Source organism: Curtobacterium sp. Curtsp57, from assembly GCF_047324335.1.
In the GTDB taxonomy this organism is placed as follows: Bacteria; Actinomycetota; Actinomycetes; order Actinomycetales; family Microbacteriaceae; genus Curtobacterium.
In genome coordinates this window covers 515,727-533,497 of the sequence record NZ_CP168511.1, presented here as the reverse complement: position 1 = coordinate 533,497, position 17,771 = coordinate 515,727, and the positions used below count along the sequence as shown (strand labels likewise).

Genomic DNA, 17,771 nt, shown 5'->3' with positions numbered 1-17,771 from the left:
GCTCGCCGGTTCCGGGCCGACGCGCCAGCGGCGGACCGGCCGAGCCGAGTGGGACGACTCGTCCTGCTGGTCCTGCTCGGGTTGGCGATGGTCGCCGGGTTCCTCATGCTCACCGCGACCGGCGCGCACGCGACCGGGGTCGTCCAGCCCACCGCTCCGGCCACGCCGTCCGCGCCGGCGTCGCCGTCCAGCGGCGGATTCTCCGTCAGCGTGAACGGGCCGGACGGGCAGCCGTCCTCTGCCGTCGTGACGCTCATCGGGATCACGCTGCTGAGCGTCGCCCCGGCGCTGATGCTGATGATGACGTCGTTCACGAAGATCTTCGTCGTCCTCGCGATGACCAGGAACGCGCTCGCGCTGCAGTCGATCCCGCCGAACCAGGTGCTCGCGGGCCTGGCGCTGTTCCTGTCGCTGTTCGTGATGGCGCCGGTGATCGGGCACATCAACGACGACGCGCTCCAGCCCTACCTGGCGGGGCACATCGACTTCCAGCAGGCCGTCGACATCGGCACGAAGCCGCTCCGGACGTTCATGCTGCACCAGACGCGCGAGGAGGACGTCGCGCTCATCACCCGCGCTGCCGGCCAGGACAACCCGAAGACGATGGCCGACGTGCCGATGACCACGGTGATCCCGGCGTTCATCATCTCCGAGCTCCGCAGCGCGTTCATCATCGGGTTCGTCATCTTCATCCCGTTCCTCGTCATCGACCTCGTCGTCTCCGCAGCGCTGATGTCGATGGGCATGATGATGCTCCCGCCGGTGATGATCTCGCTGCCGTTCAAGATCCTGCTCTTCGTGCTGGTCGACGGGTGGGGGCTCATCATCAAGTCGCTCATCGAGAGCTACCAGGTGGTGCACTAGTGGACCAGCAAGCCGTCATCGACCTCGTCCTGCAGGCCCTCATGGTCGCGGGCAAGCTCGCCGCACCCGTCCTCGTGACGTCGCTCGTCGTGGGCTTCGCGATCTCGCTGTTCCAGTCGGTCACCCAGATCCAGGAGGTCACGCTCTCGTTCGTCCCGAAGGCCCTGGCCGTCGCCGTCGCGCTCGTCGTCTGCGGCAACTGGATGATCTCGGAGATGGTCGCGTTCACGCACTTCGCGTTCGACCAGATCCCGAAGCTCCTCGGGGTGGGCTGATGGAACTCGCCATCGACTTCGACTCGCTCGAGGGCACCATGCTCGCGGGCGTCCGGATGATCGCGTTCTTCGTGATCGCGCCGCCGTTCTCGTACAAGGCGTTCCCCGCGACGGTCAAGGTGATCCTCGCGCTCGGCCTCGCCGTCGGCGTCGCGCCACGGGTCACCGCCGGGTACGAGTCGCTCGACACCGGGGCGTTCGTCATCGCCCTCGTGACGCAGCTCGTCGTCGGCCTGGTGCTCGGCTTCCTGGTGTACCTCGTGTTCGCGGCCGTGCAGTCCGCCGGCGCACTCATCGACCTGTTCGGCGGGTTCACGCTCGCGCAGGCGTACGACCCGCAGTCGCAGGTGAACGGCGCGCAGTTCACCCGGCTGTTCCAGATGGCCGCGCTCGCGCTGCTCTTCGCATCGGGCGGGTACCAGCTCATCGTCGCCGGACTCGTCCGGTCGTTCGACGCGGTGCCGCTCGTGGACGGATCCTTCGCGCTCGGCGGGGTGGCGTCCGTGCTCGTCAGCGCGCTGTCGCAGATGTTCCTCGCGACGCTGCAGATCGCCGGGCCGCTCGTGGTCGTCCTGTTCCTCGCCGACGTCGGCCTCGGGCTCCTGACCCGTGTGGCACCGGCGCTCAACGCCTTCCAGATGGGCTTCCCGATCAAGATCGGCCTGACGGTGATCTTCGCCGGTGCGCTCTTCATGGCGCTGCCGTCGATCGTCTCGTCGCTGACCGGTGACGCCGTGCAGGCGATCACGGGGAGGGGGTGAGCATGTCCGACTCCGGTGAGAAGTCCGAGAAGGCCACCGCCAAGCGGATGAAGGAGGTCCACAAGAAGGGCCAGCTCGGCCGTTCCCAGGACCTCGGCGCGTGGATCGGCATCGCCGTCGCCGCGCTCATGGTGCCGGCGACCATCGGCAAGGCGGCCGCAGCGGGGCAGGCGCAGCTGGACGCCGTGCGCGTCGTCATCGCCGACCCGACGATCGGCACGATGCGCGGGGTGTTCGACGAGGCGATGGGCTCGCTCGGGGCGACGCTCGGCCCGATGCTCCTGGTGGTGCTCGTCGGCGTCACAGCGGCCGCCGTCGCACAGGGCGGCGTGCACTTCCGTTCCCTGGCCCCGACGCCGGAGCACTTCGATCCCGTGCAGGGCATCAAGCGGGTGTTCGGGACCCAGGCGCTCTGGAACGGTGTGAAGGCCCTCGTGAAGACCGCGGTCGTCGGCCTCGTGCTCTGGTTCGCCGTCCAGGGGCTCGTTCCCGTGCTCATGACGAGCGGCTCGCTGCCCCTGTCCGCCGTGCTCTCCGCCGCCGGCGAGGGTGCGGGGACCCTCTTGCGCGCCGCCATCGCCGCCGGGCTGGTGCTCGCGGCGCTCGACGTGTTCGTCGTGATCCGCCGGAACCGCAAGCGCACCATGATGACCAAGCGCGAGGTCAAGGACGAGAACAAGACCGCAGAGGGCGACCCGCTCGTCAAGGGCCAGCGGCGCTCCCGGCAGCTCGCGATGAGCCGGAACCGGATGATCCAGTCCATCGGCACCGCGGACGTGGTGATGACGAACCCGACGCACTACGCCGTCGCGCTCAGGTACGAGCCTGGCAAGTCCGCGCCGCGCGTCGTCGCGAAGGGCGCGGGTCCCGTCGCGTCGCTCATCCGCGACCGAGCGCTGGAGGCGCGGGTGCCGATCGTCCGCGACGTCCCGCTGACCCGTGCCCTGCACGCGGCGTGCGAGCTCGGGCAGGAGGTCCCCGTCGACCTCTACACGCCGGTCGCCCGGGTGCTCTCCTTCGTGATGGCGCTCAAGGCCAAGGGCGCCGCGGCCGGGACGCACGCACCACCGCGGCCGACCACGCCGGACGAGGTCGCCACCGTCCTCGACCCGGCGACCCTGACCGGGGACCTCCGCCCCCGCAAGCTCCGCACGCCACGCACGAATCCGTCTCCCGAAGAGGTGCCAGCATGAACCGCAAGGACCTGCCGAAGCTCGCCGTCCCGGTCTTCATCGTCGGCATCATCCTGCTGCTGATCCTGCCGGTGCCGTCCTTCCTGCTGGACTTCCTGATCATCTGCAACATCCTGCTGGCGCTGGTGATCCTGCTCACGACGCTGTTCGTGAAGAAGCCGCTCGACTTCTCGGTGTTCCCGTCGCTGCTCCTCGTCGCCACGCTGTTCCGGCTCGGGCTCAACGTCGCGTCGACCAGGCTCGTGCTCGGCGAGGGGTTCGCCGGCGACGTGATCCAGGCGTTCGGTCACGTGGCGGTCTCCGGCTCGATCATCATCGGCGCGGTGATCTTCCTGATCCTCGTCGTCATCCAGTTCGTCGTCGTGACGAAGGGTGCAGAGCGCGTCGCCGAGGTCGGGGCACGCTTCACCCTCGACGCGATGCCCGGCAAGCAGATGGCGATCGACGCCGACCTGAACGCCGGCCTCATCACCGACGTGCAGGCGAAGGAGCGCCGCGCCGCGGTCTCCGCCGAGGCCGACTTCTACGGCGCGATGGACGGTGCGTCGAAGTTCGTCAAGGGCGACGCGATCGCCGGCATCCTCATCATCATCATCAACCTGATCGGCGGCATCGCGATCGGGATGCTGCAGAACGGCCTCTCGATCACGGACGCGCTGTCGAAGTACGGCATCCTGACGATCGGCGACGGGCTCGTCACGCAGATCCCCGCGCTCCTGATGGCCGTCTCGACCGGCATGATCGTGACCCGATCCGGTGCGGAGTCCGAGATGGGCTCATCGGCTGCGACGCAGCTCGGACAGTCCAGGAACGCGCTCATGATCGCCGGTGTGGCAGCGATCGCGATGGGGTTCATCCCCGGCATGCCGATCCTGCCGTTCCTGCTCGTCGGCGCGACGCTCCTCTTCACGGGCTGGCGCATCGGGCGGAACGCCGCCCGCGCCGAACAGCAGGCGGAGCAGCAGCAGGCACTCGAAGCCGCTGCACCCACCGGCGACTCCCCGGAGGACCTCGTCGAGCAGATGCGCGTGCACGCCCTCGAGATCCTGCTGGCGCCCGACCTCGTCGACATGGTGTCCGGCGCGTCGGACGACCTGCTCGGCCGGGTCCGGGCACTCCGCCGGAAGATCGCGATGGACATGGGCGTCGTGGTGCCGCCGGTCCGCACCCGGGACAGCATCGACCTGCCGCCGTCGACCTACGCGATCCGGATCGCCGGCGTCGAGGCCGGTCGTGGCACGGCTCCGGCACGCAGCGTCCTGGCGCTCGGCGACCAGCTCGACGGGCTCCCGGGAGACGCCACCGTCGAGCCGGTGTTCGGGCTCGCCGGCAAATGGGTCCCCGCCGAGCTCCGGCACGCCGCGGAGATGACCGGCGCCACCGTGATCGACCGTGTCTCCGTCCTCGTCACCCACCTGCAGGCGGTCATCGGCGACAACGCCGCGCGCCTGCTCACCCGCGAGGACGTCAAGGTCCTCACGGAGGGCGTCAAGCAGGTCAACCCCGCCGCGGTCGAGGAACTCGTGCCGGGCATGCTCTCGATGGCCGAGCTCCAGCGCGTCCTGCAGGGGCTGCTCGTCGAGCGCGTCCCGATCAACGACCTCGGCCGGATCTGCGAGGCGCTGACCCTCCGCGCGAAGGTCTCGACCGACCCGGAGGGGCTCGTCGAGGCCGCACGCGCAGCGCTCGGCCCGGCGCTGCCCGCGCGCCACCTCGAGGAGGGCGTGCTCCGCGTCATCATGATCGACCCCCTGCTCGAGCAGTCGATGCTCGAGGGGCTCCGGCCGTCCGAGCAGGGGACCCAGATCGTCCTCGACGCGCACCGCATCGAGCAGGTCCTGGGCTCCGTGCGCGACGCCGTCCGGAACGTCGAGGAGCAGGGCCTCTCCGCCGTGCTCGTCTGCGCACCGCAGCTCCGTCCGGCCGTGCACCGGATGGTGTCCGCGCAGTCGAACGGCCTGCCCGTGCTCTCCTACCAGGAGGCCACGGCAGCGGGATCCACCATCGAGACCGTTGGAGTGGTCCGTGCCGCCGACCCGATTGCAGCGTAGCGCCGCGACGCTCGACGACGTCCGCGACGCCGTCCGTGCCGAGTTCGGCCCCGCAGCCAGGATCGTCTCGGCCGAGAAGGTCACGAGCGGCGGGATCGGCGGGCTGTTCCGCCGTGCGCACGTCGAGGCGACCGTCGAGGTGCTCGACACCACCGACGTGCCGACGGCGCGGGTCGCGATCGCCGACGGTCCTGCGGTGCGCGTCGGGATCGCCGCCCTGCTGGCCGACGCCGACGAGGCCGAAGCCCGCATCGCCGCCGCCGACGGGACGTCGTCGACGCGTGCCGACGCGTTCGCGTCGGTACTCGACGGCTTCGTCGCCGACGGGATCGCACCCGGCCCCGCGGCGGGCGCAGGTCGTCCCGAGGGTGGCGATCCGAGCCTCCCGTCCGGTGCTGCGGTGATGCCGGGAGGCCCGTCCACCGTCAGCGACGTCGACGCGGCCGCGTCGCGACGCGTGCTGGCCGCGGGGCGGCCGTCGGTGCCGGCCGTGCTGTCGGCCGACGGTGACCTCGTCGTGCTCGTCGGCCGCGCCGGGGACGTCGACGCCGCCGCCGGGCTGTTCGCGGCGCGGCACGACCTGCGTGCGACCGATGCCAGCGATCGCCGGGGCGGGATCCTCGCCAGGGCCGACGGCGTCCGCGCGGGGTACGCGCTGCTCGGTGTCGCGACGTGGGACGACCGCCGCACGCTCGACGGTCTCGTGCCCGACCAGGTGTGGATCGTCGTGGATGCCGGGCGGAAGACCGAGGACAGCCGCGCCATGGTGTCGGCGGTGGCGTCCGTGGTGACCGTGGCCGGTGTGCTGTCGATCGGGGCGTCCGAGACCGCGACGCCGGACTCCGTGCACGAACTCGGCCTGCCGGTCCGCGTGCTCTGACGGATTGCTTCCGGCGGTCGCTAGGCTGTCCGGGTGCTGGTACTCACGCGGAAGGTCGGCGAGCGGATCCTCATCGGGGACGACATCGTCATCACGGTGCTCGACTCCCGCGGCGACGGCGTGCGCATCGGGATCGATGCGCCCCGCGGTGTCAAGATCCAGCGTGAAGAGGTCGTCCGTGCCGTGGCCGAGGCCAACGTCGAGGCGACGCGGACCGCGTCCGACGATGCCGAGGCGCGACTGCGCGAGGCACTCGGCGGCGGAGCCGGTCCGTCGTCTCCGTCCTCGGACTGAGGGCCACCTCGGACTGAGGGCCACCTCGGACTGAGGGCCACCTCGGGCTGAAGGTCAGCGGAGCAGGACCGCTGCCGCTGCCGCGCCGGCCCAGAGCATGCTCGTCAGGGTGCCGACGATGAAGCGCTCACGCGCCTCGGCACTGTCGAGCTCGGAGAACCTGCCGAGCCCCTTGATCGCGATCACCGCCGCGATGAGCTCCAGGTGACCGATCGCGGCCGCGCCGATCACGGCGAAGCGCTCGAGGTCCCCGATGGCGGCACCACCGCGGAGGACCTCCTTCGTCGTCGGCGTCGCTCCCGTCGCGGTGGCACCGCGCGCGGCGGGACCGCTCGACGCGACCACGAGGATGCCGCCGTGCGTCCCAGCGGGGATCGTGGTCCGCGTCGAGAGCCGGAGCGCGGCGTTCGTGACGGCGCTGCCCGCGACGATGCCGAGGAGCGCGACGCTCAGCGCCGCGAGGGTGCCGAGCACGGTGGACGGCGGCTCCGGCCGGACGTCGAACGCCGTGAGGACGAGTGCGCCGAGCACGATGACCGCGGCGGGTACCGCGCGGACCACGGGGCCGAGCCGGGGGAGCACGGAGAACACGGCGGCCGCGAGGGTGACGACCACGAAGCCGACCCAGGCTGCTTCCACGCCGATCATGCCCGCTCGTCCGCGTCCGCGAGCAGCCGGACCAGGGCCGCGTGCAGGACGTCCTCGTCGCGCAGGTCTGCGGCGGCGAACCGCTTCGCGACCGCCTGGGGAGTGATGCCGAGCTCCTCGGCGGCATCGGGACGCGAGACCCCCTTCGCGAGCAGGTCGGCCAGCTGCCAGCCCTCCGGGGATCGTCGGGCACGGAGCCGCACGGTCTGTCGGAGGATCGGCTCCACGTCGTTCCCCCGCAACCGCCGATCAGGGTCGATCTCGACCGCGAGGTGCTCGGGGTTGCGCTTCGCCCGCTCCACGGCGTCGCGGGCGCGGATGAACGCGGAACCAGAGGCGGCGCGGGTGGAGGCGGGCAATGGCTCGTCCACGTCGCCGATGCCGATCCCGATGCTCCACCCGCCGGTTCGGGTCAGGCGCAGCAGTGCGTCGAGGGTGGTCTCCGGCGAGCTCGTCAGCAGCTGGAACTCGTCACCTGCGGTGCGTTCGGGTGCGAGCACGACGTCGTCGAGCGCGCCGAGGAGTTCGCGCATGGTCCCCTCGACGCGGTCGTCGCCGTTCCGACTGTCGACCTGATCGACGGTGAGTGCGTACATGGCCACCTCCGCGATCAACCATACAAGGTTGATAATGACGAAATCAACCCGCTGAGGTTGATCACGGACGCGGCTTCTTCTCCTGCTCCGGCAGCCGTCCCGCGGCGCGCTCTGCGGCGAACCACGCACGGGCCTCGTCCTGGCGCCGCTGCTCCGCGCCGAGGGCGATCGGCGCCCGGACGTGCTCCGGCTCGTAGCCGAACGACTCGATGAGCTGGGGGACCAGCGGACGGATCCGGGCGATGAGCCGGTCGATGGACGCCGACACCGCACGGGCACGCTGTGCGGACAGCCGTCCGTGCAGCAGGTACCACTCGAGGTGCTGTACGAGCAGCCCGAGCGCGAACAGGTCGCGGAGCCAGACCAGCGCGCGGCGGGTGTCGCCGACCGGCACCTCCTCGATGGCGTCGGTGAACGCCTCCCACTGCATGAGTTCCGCGTGCGCCTTGGACGCCTCGATGAGCTCGTGCTGCGACCGGTTGAGGAGCAGGGCCTGCCGTGCGCGGTCCTTGCCCGCGGTGTTCAGGCGCATACCGATCTCGGCGACCATCGTGTCCACGCGACCGCTGAGCAGGTCGCGCTGCGTCGCGGGGTCACGGAGATCGGCCACGCTCGCGGCGAGCGACCCGCGGTCCTTCGCGGTCTGCCCGAGGCGACGGATGCCGCTCGCGTCGGCGAGTTTCGTGCCGACCTGGGCGGCGACGAACTTCGCGGTCGAGGCGGCGTCGCGGGGCGCCTGCTTGCGGAACTCGGTGAGGAGCCGCTTGCCGACGAGCTGGAGGAGCACGGTGTTGTCGCCCTCGAACGTCACGTAGACGTCGAGGTCGGCGCGGAGGCTCGTGAGCCGGTTCTCGGCGAGGAAGCCGGCACCGCCGCACGCCTCGCGGCACTCCTGCAGGGTGTCGAGCGCGTACCAGGTCGACATCGACTTGAACGCGGCCGCCTCGGTCTCCAGGTCCTCGCGGCGCTCCGGGGTGTCCAGTCGGCCGCTGAAGACGTCGTCGAACGTCCGCAGGAGCTTCTCGTGCGCGAACGACTGCGCGAACACCGTCGCGAGTCGCGGGATGAGTCGGCGCTGGTGGCGTCCGTAGTCGAGCAGGACGCCCTCCTCACCGCCGCCGGTGGGGAACTGCCGGCGCTGCATCGCGTAGGTCAGGGCGATCTGCAGGCCGATCTTCTGCGCCACCACCGCTGCGCCGTCGAGCGAGACACGGCCCTGCACCAGGGTGCCGAGCATCGTGAAGAACCGACGACCGGGGGACTCGATCGGCGACGAGTACGTGCCGTCCTCGGCGACGTCGCCGTAGCGGTTCAGCAGGTTCGTGCGGGGGATCCGGACGTGGTCGAAGTGCAGTCGGCCGTTGTCGATGCCGTTCAGACCGCCCTTGACGCCGTCGTCCTCGCCGCCGACACCGGGCAGGAACTCGCCGTCGTCGTCGCGGAGCGGCACGTAGAAGGCGTGCACGCCGTGGTCGACGCCCTGGGTGACGAGCTTCGCGAACACGACGGCGGCCTTGCCGTGCAGCGCGGCGTTGCCTATGTAGTCCTTCCACGCACCGCGGAACGGCGTGTGCACGACGAACTCCTGCGTGTCCGCGTCGTACGTCGCCGTCGTCGCGATGTTCTGCACGTCGGAGCCGTGGCCGGTCTCCGTCATGGCGAAGCACCCGGGCACGTCGAACCCGATGATGCCGGGGAGGAACTCGCGGTGGTTCCGCTCGGTGCCGAGGTGGTGGACCGCGGAGCCGAACAACCCCCACTGCACGCCGGCCTTGATCTGGAGCGACGGGTCCGCGGTCGTCAGCTCCTCGAAGGCCGCGAGGTTGCCGCCGTGGTTGTCCTGGCCGCCGAGCTCCGGCGGGTAGGGGCGCTGGATGGCGCCGTTCTCCTGCAGGATGCGGAGCTGGTCGAAGGCGCGGGCACGGTGTTCGGCGATCGTGAGCCCCTCGACCTTGTGCAGGGCGGGGTCGCGGACCAGACGGCGCGAGATGCGGCGGTCCTCGGCCCAGCGCCCGAGCAGGTGCTCCGCGAGCAGGTCGACGTCGATGCGCACGTCCGTGTCGGTCCCGGTCTTCGGGGTACCGGCTGCCGGGTCTCCGGCGGCGTCGGCCTTCGGGGTCCCTGCGCTGCCGGTGCTGCCGGTGTTCGTGACGGGTGCGGTGTCGACCATCGTGCGCTCTCCTGAACTGCTCTGTCCTCGTGCTGCCGGTGTTGCCGTTCCAACCTAGGCACCCACGCCGAGTGCCGCACGAGAGCCGTGCGCGGCCGACAACGCGGCGCGCGTGACGGAGCGGAGGGGTGGTGGGAACCCTCCAATCGCATCGCTCCCGCGTGCTCTGAGGACCACTCGACGATTGGGCGCGCCCCCCGGATGCGGGGCAGACTGGCCGCCATGTCAGGCACCTCCGCCCCCGGGCACGACACGCAGCAGCGCGAACGGACGTTCTTCGGTCAGCCCTTCGAACTGTCCACACCGTTCGCGGTCGAACTCTGGGAGCGGTTCTCGTTCTACGGGATGCAGGGCATCGTCCTCATCTACATGTACTACACCGTCTCGCGGGGCGGCCTGGGCATCGACGAGCACGTCGCGGCCGGGATCATGGGGGCCTACGGCGGCGCCGTGTACCTCTTCACCATCATCGGGGCGTGGATCGCCGACCGCTTGATCGGAGCGGACCGGACGCTGTTCGCCAGCGCGATCGTCGTGATGTGCGGACACATCGCCCTGGCCGTGCTGCCAGGCGTCACCGGCGTGGGCGTCGGTCTGGTGCTCATCGCGCTCGGGTCCGGCGGACTCAAGGCCACGGCGACCACCATCGTCGGCGGGCTGTACTCGAAGGAGGACCCGCGTCGCGACGCCGGGTTCTCGCTGTACTACCTCGGCGTCAACATCGGCGCGTTCTTCGGTCCGATCCTCACCGGCCTGCTGCAGTCGTCGCTCGGGTTCCACTTCGGATTCGGTCTGGCCGCCGTCGGCATGGCAGCCGGCCTGATCCAGTACGGCATCCGCCGCGGCAAGCTGCCCGACAGCGTCCGGCACGTCACGAACCCACTCGAGAAGCGCCGCTACCCGATGGTCGGGGTGCTCGTGCTCGTCGGCCTCGCGATCGTCGTCGTGGCCGTCCTGACGGGGCTGCTCAACGTCGACAACCTGCCGCTCGTCGTGGTCGGGATCGTCATCGCCGCCACGATCGTCTACTTCGTCGTGATCCTGTCGAGCGGGCTGACGAAGGACGAGCGCTCCCGCGTGTTCGCCTTCATCCCGCTGTTCATCGGCAGCGCCGTGTTCTGGTCGCTCTACCAGCAGCAGTTCACCGTCGTGACGATCTACTCCGACCAGCGCCTCGACCGGAGCATCTTCGGGTGGGAGATGCCGGTGTCGTGGGTGCAGTCGATCAACCCGATCATGATCATCGTCCTGTCCGGCGTCTTCGCGGCGATGTGGACCAAGCTCGGCGACCGCCAGCCGTCCACCCCGACGAAGTTCGCGCTCGGCACCGGGATCATGGGCATCGCGTTCCTCCTCTTCCTGCCCTTCGTCGGTACCGGGCGGAACGGCACGCCCGTGCTCGTGCTCGTCGGCATCCTGCTCGTCTTCACGATCGCCGAGCTCCTGCTGTCGCCGATCGGGCAGTCCGTCGCGACGAAGCTCGCACCCCCGAAGTTCCAGACGCAGATGGTCGCGCTGTTCTTCCTGTCCGTGTCCCTCGGCACGGCCGTCACCGGTGTGCTGTCGAAGTACTACAGCCCGAAGCACGAGGCGCCGTACTTCGCGATCCTCGGCCTCGTCGCCGTCGTGGTCGGTGTGCTGCTCCTCGTGTCCGCCCGCCCGGTGCTCCGCCTGATGCGCGGGATCCGATAGCCTGGACGTGGCCACAGCGACGCGCTGGACAACGGCCCCCTGAACGAGGAGAGATCACATGCTGGAGCTCGTCGGAGCAGTCGTCATCGGCATCGGCGTCGTCGGTGGTGTGTTCACGTGCATGGCCATCAGCGCCATGATGAAGAGCGGTTCCGAGGAGTACTAGGCCTCCACCGGCACCAGCTGACGACTCAGGACGGTCGCGCGCTCGAAGGGGCCGCGGCCGTCCTTCGTGTACACGGGCTCGTCGAACGCGACGGTCCACGACAGGGGCTCGCCGACACCGGGGTACCCGACGATCTGGTTGCCGCCCGGCGCGACGATGAGCCCGATCGGTTCCGGGCTGCCGTCCGCCTCGACCCACTGCTCGCCGCCCTCGGTGGTGTACACCACGCGGACGAGTGCCCCGATCCCGAGCCCGGCCCCGCGGGCGCCGTCGGAGTCGCCGTCGCTCGGTCGCCGCTTCCGGTTCCACATCACGCGGTCACCGTACCGCGCCACCCCCGGACGGCACCTGCAGGAGTGCGCTGCCCGTATCCGCCGGAGTGGCCACAACACCCCGCGCGCTGTACGCCGAGTGGTCACGAAGTGTTGCCCGCGACGCTTCGTTCCGACGGGATGCGACCGCTCGGCAGCGGTGAGCGGGGTGTCGTGACCGGTCGACGCAGCTGGGCGCGAGGGACTCAGGACGCAGACGGGACGCGCACGATCTCGGTGATGGACGAGTGGCCGGTCTCCGGGTGCTTGCGCATCGACAGCAGCCGCTCCATCGAGGGCTCGAGCGCCGTGACCTTGTCGAGCGGGGCACTGACCACGAGCTGGAACCCGAGCCGGAGCCACGCCGTCACGGCACGACCGGCGAACTCCGAGTCGGCCTTGATGAACGCCTCGTCGAGGAACACCGGCGCGAACCGGGGTCGGGGACGGGTCTCGTCGCCGAGCTGGTACCGGAGCGCAGCCCCCACGATGAACGCGACGAGCTCCTGCGTCTCGCCACCGGACTTGTCGCCCAGCGACGAGTACACGCCGAGGTCGTTGCCGTCGGTGTCGTACCGCACGGCCGTGATCTCCATGTGCCGACGGACGTCGAGCACGGCATCGCGCTGGGTCGTCCGTCCTCGCGGCGCATCCGCGTCGACCCGGATGACCGCCATGAAGCGCCGGAGCCGCCGGAAGCGGGTCTCGAGCACGTCGTCGGTGAGCTCCGCGTCGACCGAGGCCGACAGTGCACGGAGCTCGCGACGGAACTGCGAGACGTCCTCGCGCGTGACCCGGCGGATGACGATCTTCAGGCGGTCCCGGTTCGCACCGAACGGCAGGTCGCGGAGGATCTCGTTGACCGGCTCCAACCGCTCCTCGATCTCGACGACCGCACGGTCGAACGCCCCGGCGAGCGGGACCAGGTCCTCGCCACTCCACTGCGACAGGCGGCGACGCCACTCGCTGCGCCGTGCGTGCAGCCCCGTCGCCACGATCTGGTCGAGGATCGCGCGGTAGTCGGGGTACGACGCGACGCCGGTGCCGAGGTTCGGGTCGTGCCACGCGTCCTGGTAGCGCTGGAAGGTCAGCGTCATGGCGTTGGACGCCGACGCCGCCCCGTCGAGAGCCTGCGAGAGTCGTTCCTCGAGTCGTCGGCGCAGTCGCTTCGTCGCGTCGTCGAACCCGTCGACGGTGTCCGGTGCGCCGACCTCCTCGAACGTCTCCTCGAGGAGGTGTGCCTGTTCCTCGTCCGGCACCGCGGTCGGCGTGGACTCGAACCGCTCGAGGATCTCGGCGGCGGCGTCCTGCCCGTCGACGAGCACCGCGTGGCGCTCCTCGAGCCGTGTGACCGTGAGCCGCGCGGCCGATCGACGGTCGGAGGCCTCGTCGAGGGCCGCACGCAGCTTCGCGACCGACGCCCGGAGCGTCCGCAGCCCGTCGTCGGCGGCGAGCACGGCCTCCCGTTCCTCGCCCAGGCGCGTCAGCGACGCGTCGACGCCGGCGACGTCGATGCTCTCCCACGTCGTGTCGACCCGGTGCTGGTGGGCGGCGCGGAGGGCCTCGAGTGCCGCGATGTCCTGCGCGACGTCGGTCCGGCGGGCCTCGAGTGTGGTGAGGTCCTCGGCGATGGAGGCGAGTTCGGTCTCGACGGCGACGACGCGGGCCTCGTTCGTGAAGCCGATGACGTTCGCCTGGCGGCGGTCGCCGTGCGCGCCACGTCGGCCGTCGCGGAGCTGCCCTGATTCGGTCACACGGCGGCCGCCATCACCCAGCTCGGCGGCGGAGGAAACGCAGCGGGCGTCGATCCGGTCGGACTCGATGCGCGAGCGGACCCACGTGCTGAAGGGGGAGTCCTTGATCGCGAGCTTGCCGGACACCATGGACCGGTCGCCGTCGAGGTCCAGGTGCGGACCGGACGGGACGCCCTCGAACTGCACCCGCACCCCGATGCGCAGCGAGTCGATCGCGGCACTGAAGGAGTCGAGCTGGTCCTGGTCGACGAGCAGCGTGCGGGCGACGGGCGCGAGCACCGACTCGATCGCCGTGCGCCATCGTTCCTCACCGGGGAGGACGTCGAGCAGCTCGGCGACGAACGGCAGGGACGACGGGTCGATGCCGGCGGCGTTCGCCATCGCCACCCGTGCCTCGTGCATCGGCAGCGGCATCGCACCCTGCCGGTGTTCGAGCGACTGGCGCTCCTGACGCAGCGACCGCTCACGGTCGAGGAGGGGGTACTCCTCCCGCGTCAGGGCGTCCCGACGCTCGTCGAGCGCGGCGCGGGTGGCACCGAACGTGCCGAGGAACTCGTGCGAGTCCCGCTGGGCCGTGCCGAAGGCGGTCTCGGTCGTCGGCACCTCCCCGAGCAGCGCCGTCCGCGACTCGAAGGCCTCGCGCGCGCGGAGCACGACCTCGCGCTCACGCGTGCCGCGGTCGATGCGGTCCTCGAGCTGGGCGAGCGCGTTGCCCCCGGAGTCCCGGAGTCGAGCCTCGGCCTCCCGCAGCTCGATCTCGACCGCGGCGTGGCGAGCGGAAGCTGCCTCGACCTCGGCTCGTGCGACGGTCCGGGCGCGCGAGTTGCGCGAGACCTCGTCGTCGAGCAGCGCACGCTTCCTGGTGGCCGTCCAGTGCGCGAACGGTGACACCTCGGACCCGGTGGCGATGCCGTCGAGGGTCTCGGCGGCGGCGCGGGACCGTTCGATCTCCAGGTGCAGCTCGGTGATGGGGGAGAGGATCGCGACCTTGCGCTCCTCGGTGTCCATCGCCTCGTACGCCTCGTCGAGCGCGGCGAAGTGGGCGAGCGCCCGGTCGGCGGCCTCGTACGTGCCGGGGGTCTCGAGCACGAGCGACTTGTACAGCGAGTCGACCGTCGGCATGTGCTGCCCGGCCTGGATGCGGGCGAGCAGGCGCATCGCCCGGTTCCCGCCGCCGGAGTCGCCGATCCCGAGCCGCGTCTGCAGCGTGTACGCGAGCTCCTGGTAGGTGTCGCGGATGACGAGCCCCGGCACGCGTCCGGTGAGCTCGAGGTGGCTGAACCGGGACGGCACGAAGTCCTCGAGCCGGCGCAGGTCGAAGTCGTCGTCCACGGTCGCCATGGTCATCTGGATGTCGCCGACACCACGGGCACGCTTCGGCACGATGTACGCGCGCAGCACCGTGAACTGTCGCTCGTCGTCGTTCCGGAACGTGACGGCGACCGCACCCCACGTCGCCGTCTCGTCACCGCGGAGGTTCACGTCGCGGAGCGCCCCGGACTCCGGGTCGCGCCGGGAGTCGACCTTGCCGCGCAGGTACGTCAGCAGGTTGCGCTGGTCCGCACTCCGCGCCCGCCCGGTGGTCGCGTCGTTCGAGGCGCCGTTGAACGGCACGTCGGACGGCATCATCACGGCGAGGTACGCGTCCATGAGGGTCGACTTGCCGGTTCCGGATGCGCCGGAGATGAGCGTCGCCGCACCGGAGAGCTCGACCCGGCGGTGGCCGTGGAAGCCGCCCCAGTTGACGACCTGCATGGACTCGGCGCGCCACTGCGCGACGGTGTCGAAGAGCGCCGGCATGCCGGCGGTGTCCATCCGGAAGTCGGTCACGACTCGTCCTCGTCTTCCGTTTCGTCGGTGTCGGTCTGGAGGCTCGGCTCGGCTTCGTCAGGCTCGGAGCCCCCGCCGGTGGTCACGTTGGCCAGCCACTGATCGAGTTCCAGGAGCCGCTCCAGCGGGAGCAGGACCTCGACGACGCTCGCGATGCGGAAGCGGTCGGGGTCGCTCGTCTTGAGGAGCACCCGCGCGGTCACGAGTCGGTCGATGGCCTTCGCGACCCGGCCCTCGTCGCGCGTCTTGTCGGTCGCGGTGGCGGGCCGGAACCCGGCGACGTGCCCGAGGATCTCCGACCGGTCGACGACGACCTGGTCCGGCCCCGGTCGGGCGTCGGCGCGGAGTCGCATGCGGAGGTAGACGAGGACGATCGTCTCCTCGCGCGTGTACGGGACGTCCCGGAGGAGCGTCGGGAACGCGCGGCGCTGGCTCTCGGACCGGGCCTGACGCTTCCACGCGACCTCGCGGTCCCGGTCGACGTGCAGTTCGAGGAACAGGTCGTTCAGCCGGGACCGGAGCTGGTACTCGGCGTCGAGGACCGCGCGCCACTCGTCCGCGTGCGTGCGCGCGCTGATGTACGAGTGCCGGAGCAGCGCGACGAAGGCGCGACGCTGGAGCTCGTCGAGCCGGCCCTCGTCGCCTTCGAAGAGGGCGAAGCTGGACTCGTCACGCTCGTCGTCCTGCTCCACGGGAGTGGGGTCGTCGTACTCGTCCGTCTCGTCGACGGGAGCTGACGTCGTGTCGGTCACCGAGCCTCCAGGGTGTCGTCGTCGTCTGCGAACGGATCCCGCGGGGTCAACGCGGCCGTCGGCATGGTGAAGGCGACCGCCGTGCCGTCCGGGCGCACGGTCTCGTGCGCGACGGCTGCGGCCGCGGCCTCGAAGTCGTCCCGACCGGTCAGCAGGTGCGCCAGACCGAACAGCTCGACGGGACGCCGCTGCTCAGGGGGGAGCTCGTGGAACGCGCCGTCGCTGGTGGCCGCGGTGCTGAACCGCAGTGCCGCGCGGAGTTCGGTCAGGAGCGGGCCGCCGTGACGTCGGAGGGAGTCGACGTCGATCTCGTCGAAGACGTCGTCGTCCGGCTCCTCGATGGGCGGCGGGACGGCCTCGGTGTCCGGGTCGTAGAAGCGCTCGCGCAGGGTGCCGATCTCGGCGACCGGCGGCAGGAGCTCGAGCGGGAGGGTGCCGCGGGTGCTGCCGTCGCCCATCAGCGTCGCGAGCCGGCGGTTCACGCTCCGCAGCACCGCGTCGAGCTCGCGGTCACGGACGACGTCGTGCGCGACGATCTGGTCGCGGAGCGTCCCGGTGAGCAGGCGACGCTGGGCGAGGACGTCCTCGATGCCCTGCCGCAGGATGCTCACGGTGTTGCGGAAGGCCCGGCGCTCCGCGGCGTTGAGGGACTCGGCGAACGGGTGCTCGAGGATCGTCGCGATGTCGTCGCGGAGGCGCAGGAGCAGTGCGTCGTCGCGGAGGAGCTCGAAGGCGCCCTCGAACGCCCGGCCCTCCGGCGTGGCCTCCATGAGCGTGTCCGTGCGTGCGAGGTAGTCGTCGAGGATCTCGCCGATCGGACGGACCTCGTTCCGGAAGTCCTCGACGATCTCGCGGTGCATCGACGCGACGGCTTCCTCGACGCGCTTGAAGTCGCTCGGGAGCTGGCGGATGAGGTCGGTGATGTTCGTGTAGCCGTCGCGCATCCGGTCGTCGTCGACGGTGGTCGGGGCGTCACCCGTCGCCAGCCGGTCGCGCTCTGCCTGGAGTTCGGCGATCTGTGCGTCGATGCGGCGGATCTGCACGTCGGGGTCCGGCTCCGCCCTGGCGGCCCACCGGTGCACCGCGTCGACGATCATCGCCAGGCGGCTCTCGCTGATCAGGGCCCGGTCGGCGGACAGGGCGTCGACGAGGCTCAGTGCTTCGAGGGCGTGGCTCGTGAGGGAGTACTGCTCGTCACCGTCGGGGGAGTTCGACCGCACGAGCCACTGCGCCGCGACCCATTCACGGCAGAGCGCTCGGCCGTTCGGGCGCTTGTCGTCGTCCTGCGGGTTCTCGCTCGCCGGGACCCTGGCGCCGGTCGCCTGCAGCCGTGCGACGTGCTCCTCGACCTGCAGGTGCATCCGGTCGGCGGGGACGTACTGCACGTCGCGGTCGAACACCGTGCGGAACACCGCGAGCACGACGGCGCTCGTCGGGCGGGACATGAGGCGCAGCGTCGGGCGGTCGAGCACCGCGCGCACGCGTGCGTACTCGAGGTCGACGTCGGTCATGCTGCCCTTGCTCTGGTGATCGG

15 protein-coding genes are annotated in these 17,771 nt (G+C 70.8%); 8 read left to right on the top strand and 7 right to left on the bottom strand.

What is annotated here, in order from left to right:
• Positions 1-87 precede the first annotated feature (87 nt).
• The 7 genes from fliP to csrA are packed head-to-tail and all read left to right on the top strand — an operon-like array spanning position 88 to position 6,318.
• Positions 88-864 (top strand): flagellar type III secretion system pore protein FliP, encoded by a 777-nt coding sequence (gene fliP / locus ACEN9V_RS02460; RefSeq protein ID WP_413603029.1) that lies wholly within the window; start codon positions 88-90, stop codon positions 862-864.
• Positions 864-1,139 carry a flagellar biosynthesis protein FliQ gene (fliQ, locus tag ACEN9V_RS02455; protein WP_402728668.1) on the top strand — a complete coding sequence of 92 codons (276 nt, stop codon included), beginning with the start codon at positions 864-866 and terminating at the stop codon, positions 1,137-1,139. Before fliP ends, fliQ begins: the two co-directional genes overlap by 1 nt.
• Positions 1,139-1,900, top strand: a complete 762-nt coding sequence (locus ACEN9V_RS02450; protein WP_413601990.1) for a flagellar biosynthetic protein FliR — start codon at positions 1,139-1,141, stop codon at positions 1,898-1,900. The genes fliQ and ACEN9V_RS02450 overlap by 1 nt, the downstream gene beginning before the upstream one ends.
• Before the next feature lie 2 nt (positions 1,901-1,902).
• Positions 1,903-3,093, top strand: a complete 1,191-nt coding sequence (locus ACEN9V_RS02445; protein ID WP_413601989.1) for a flagellar biosynthesis protein FlhB — start codon at positions 1,903-1,905, stop codon at positions 3,091-3,093.
• Positions 3,090-5,144 carry a flagellar biosynthesis protein FlhA gene (locus ACEN9V_RS02440; protein ID WP_413601988.1) on the top strand — a complete coding sequence of 685 codons (2,055 nt, stop codon included), beginning with the start codon at positions 3,090-3,092 and terminating at the stop codon, positions 5,142-5,144. Before ACEN9V_RS02445 ends, ACEN9V_RS02440 begins: the two co-directional genes overlap by 4 nt.
• Complete coding sequence (locus ACEN9V_RS02435) at positions 5,119-6,024, top strand: hypothetical protein (protein ID WP_413601987.1); 906 nt, start codon at positions 5,119-5,121, stop codon at positions 6,022-6,024. The genes ACEN9V_RS02440 and ACEN9V_RS02435 overlap by 26 nt, the downstream gene beginning before the upstream one ends.
• A 33-nt stretch (positions 6,025-6,057) precedes the next feature.
• Entirely contained in the window at positions 6,058-6,318 is a 261-nt protein-coding gene (gene csrA / locus ACEN9V_RS02430; protein ID WP_402728673.1) for a carbon storage regulator CsrA, read from the top strand.
• 54 nt (positions 6,319-6,372) lie between these two features.
• Here the strand turns inward: csrA and ACEN9V_RS02425 are convergent, their stop codons facing one another.
• The 3 genes from ACEN9V_RS02425 to ACEN9V_RS02415 form a co-directional block, all read right to left on the bottom strand.
• On the bottom strand, positions 6,373-6,966 hold the full coding sequence (locus tag ACEN9V_RS02425) for a hypothetical protein (RefSeq protein ID WP_413601986.1): 594 nt from the start codon (positions 6,964-6,966) through the stop codon (positions 6,373-6,375).
• Positions 6,963-7,562, bottom strand: a complete 600-nt coding sequence (locus ACEN9V_RS02420) for a DNA-binding protein (protein WP_413601985.1) — start codon at positions 7,560-7,562, stop codon at positions 6,963-6,965. The genes ACEN9V_RS02425 and ACEN9V_RS02420 overlap by 4 nt, the downstream gene beginning before the upstream one ends.
• A 61-nt stretch (positions 7,563-7,623) precedes the next feature.
• Positions 7,624-9,732 (bottom strand): acyl-CoA dehydrogenase, encoded by a 2,109-nt coding sequence (locus ACEN9V_RS02415; protein WP_413601984.1) that lies wholly within the window; start codon positions 9,730-9,732, stop codon positions 7,624-7,626.
• Positions 9,733-9,954: 222 nt separating this feature from the next.
• Here ACEN9V_RS02415 and ACEN9V_RS02410 point away from each other — a divergent pair, with 222 nt between their 5' ends.
• Positions 9,955-11,424, top strand: a complete 1,470-nt coding sequence (locus tag ACEN9V_RS02410; RefSeq protein ID WP_413601983.1) for a peptide MFS transporter — start codon at positions 9,955-9,957, stop codon at positions 11,422-11,424.
• 162 nt (positions 11,425-11,586) lie between these two features.
• Here ACEN9V_RS02410 and ACEN9V_RS02405 read toward each other — a convergent pair whose 3' ends face one another.
• The 4 genes from ACEN9V_RS02405 to ACEN9V_RS02390 form a co-directional block, all read right to left on the bottom strand.
• Positions 11,587-11,904 (bottom strand): hypothetical protein, encoded by a 318-nt coding sequence (locus tag ACEN9V_RS02405; protein WP_413601982.1) that lies wholly within the window; start codon positions 11,902-11,904, stop codon positions 11,587-11,589.
• Positions 11,905-12,107: 203 nt separating this feature from the next.
• A complete protein-coding gene (locus ACEN9V_RS02400) occupies positions 12,108-15,485 on the bottom strand; it encodes an ATP-binding protein (protein WP_413601981.1) in 3,378 nt (1,125 codons plus the stop codon).
• The gene (locus ACEN9V_RS02395; RefSeq protein WP_413601980.1) at positions 15,482-16,237 is read right to left on the bottom strand and encodes a DUF4194 domain-containing protein; all 756 of its coding nucleotides are present in this window, start codon (positions 16,235-16,237) and stop codon (positions 15,482-15,484) included. Before ACEN9V_RS02395 ends, ACEN9V_RS02400 begins: the two co-directional genes overlap by 4 nt.
• Positions 16,234-17,748, bottom strand: coding sequence for a DUF3375 family protein (locus ACEN9V_RS02390; RefSeq protein WP_413601979.1), 1,515 nt, complete (start codon positions 17,746-17,748; stop codon positions 16,234-16,236). Before ACEN9V_RS02390 ends, ACEN9V_RS02395 begins: the two co-directional genes overlap by 4 nt.
• Positions 17,749-17,771 lie beyond the last annotated feature (23 nt).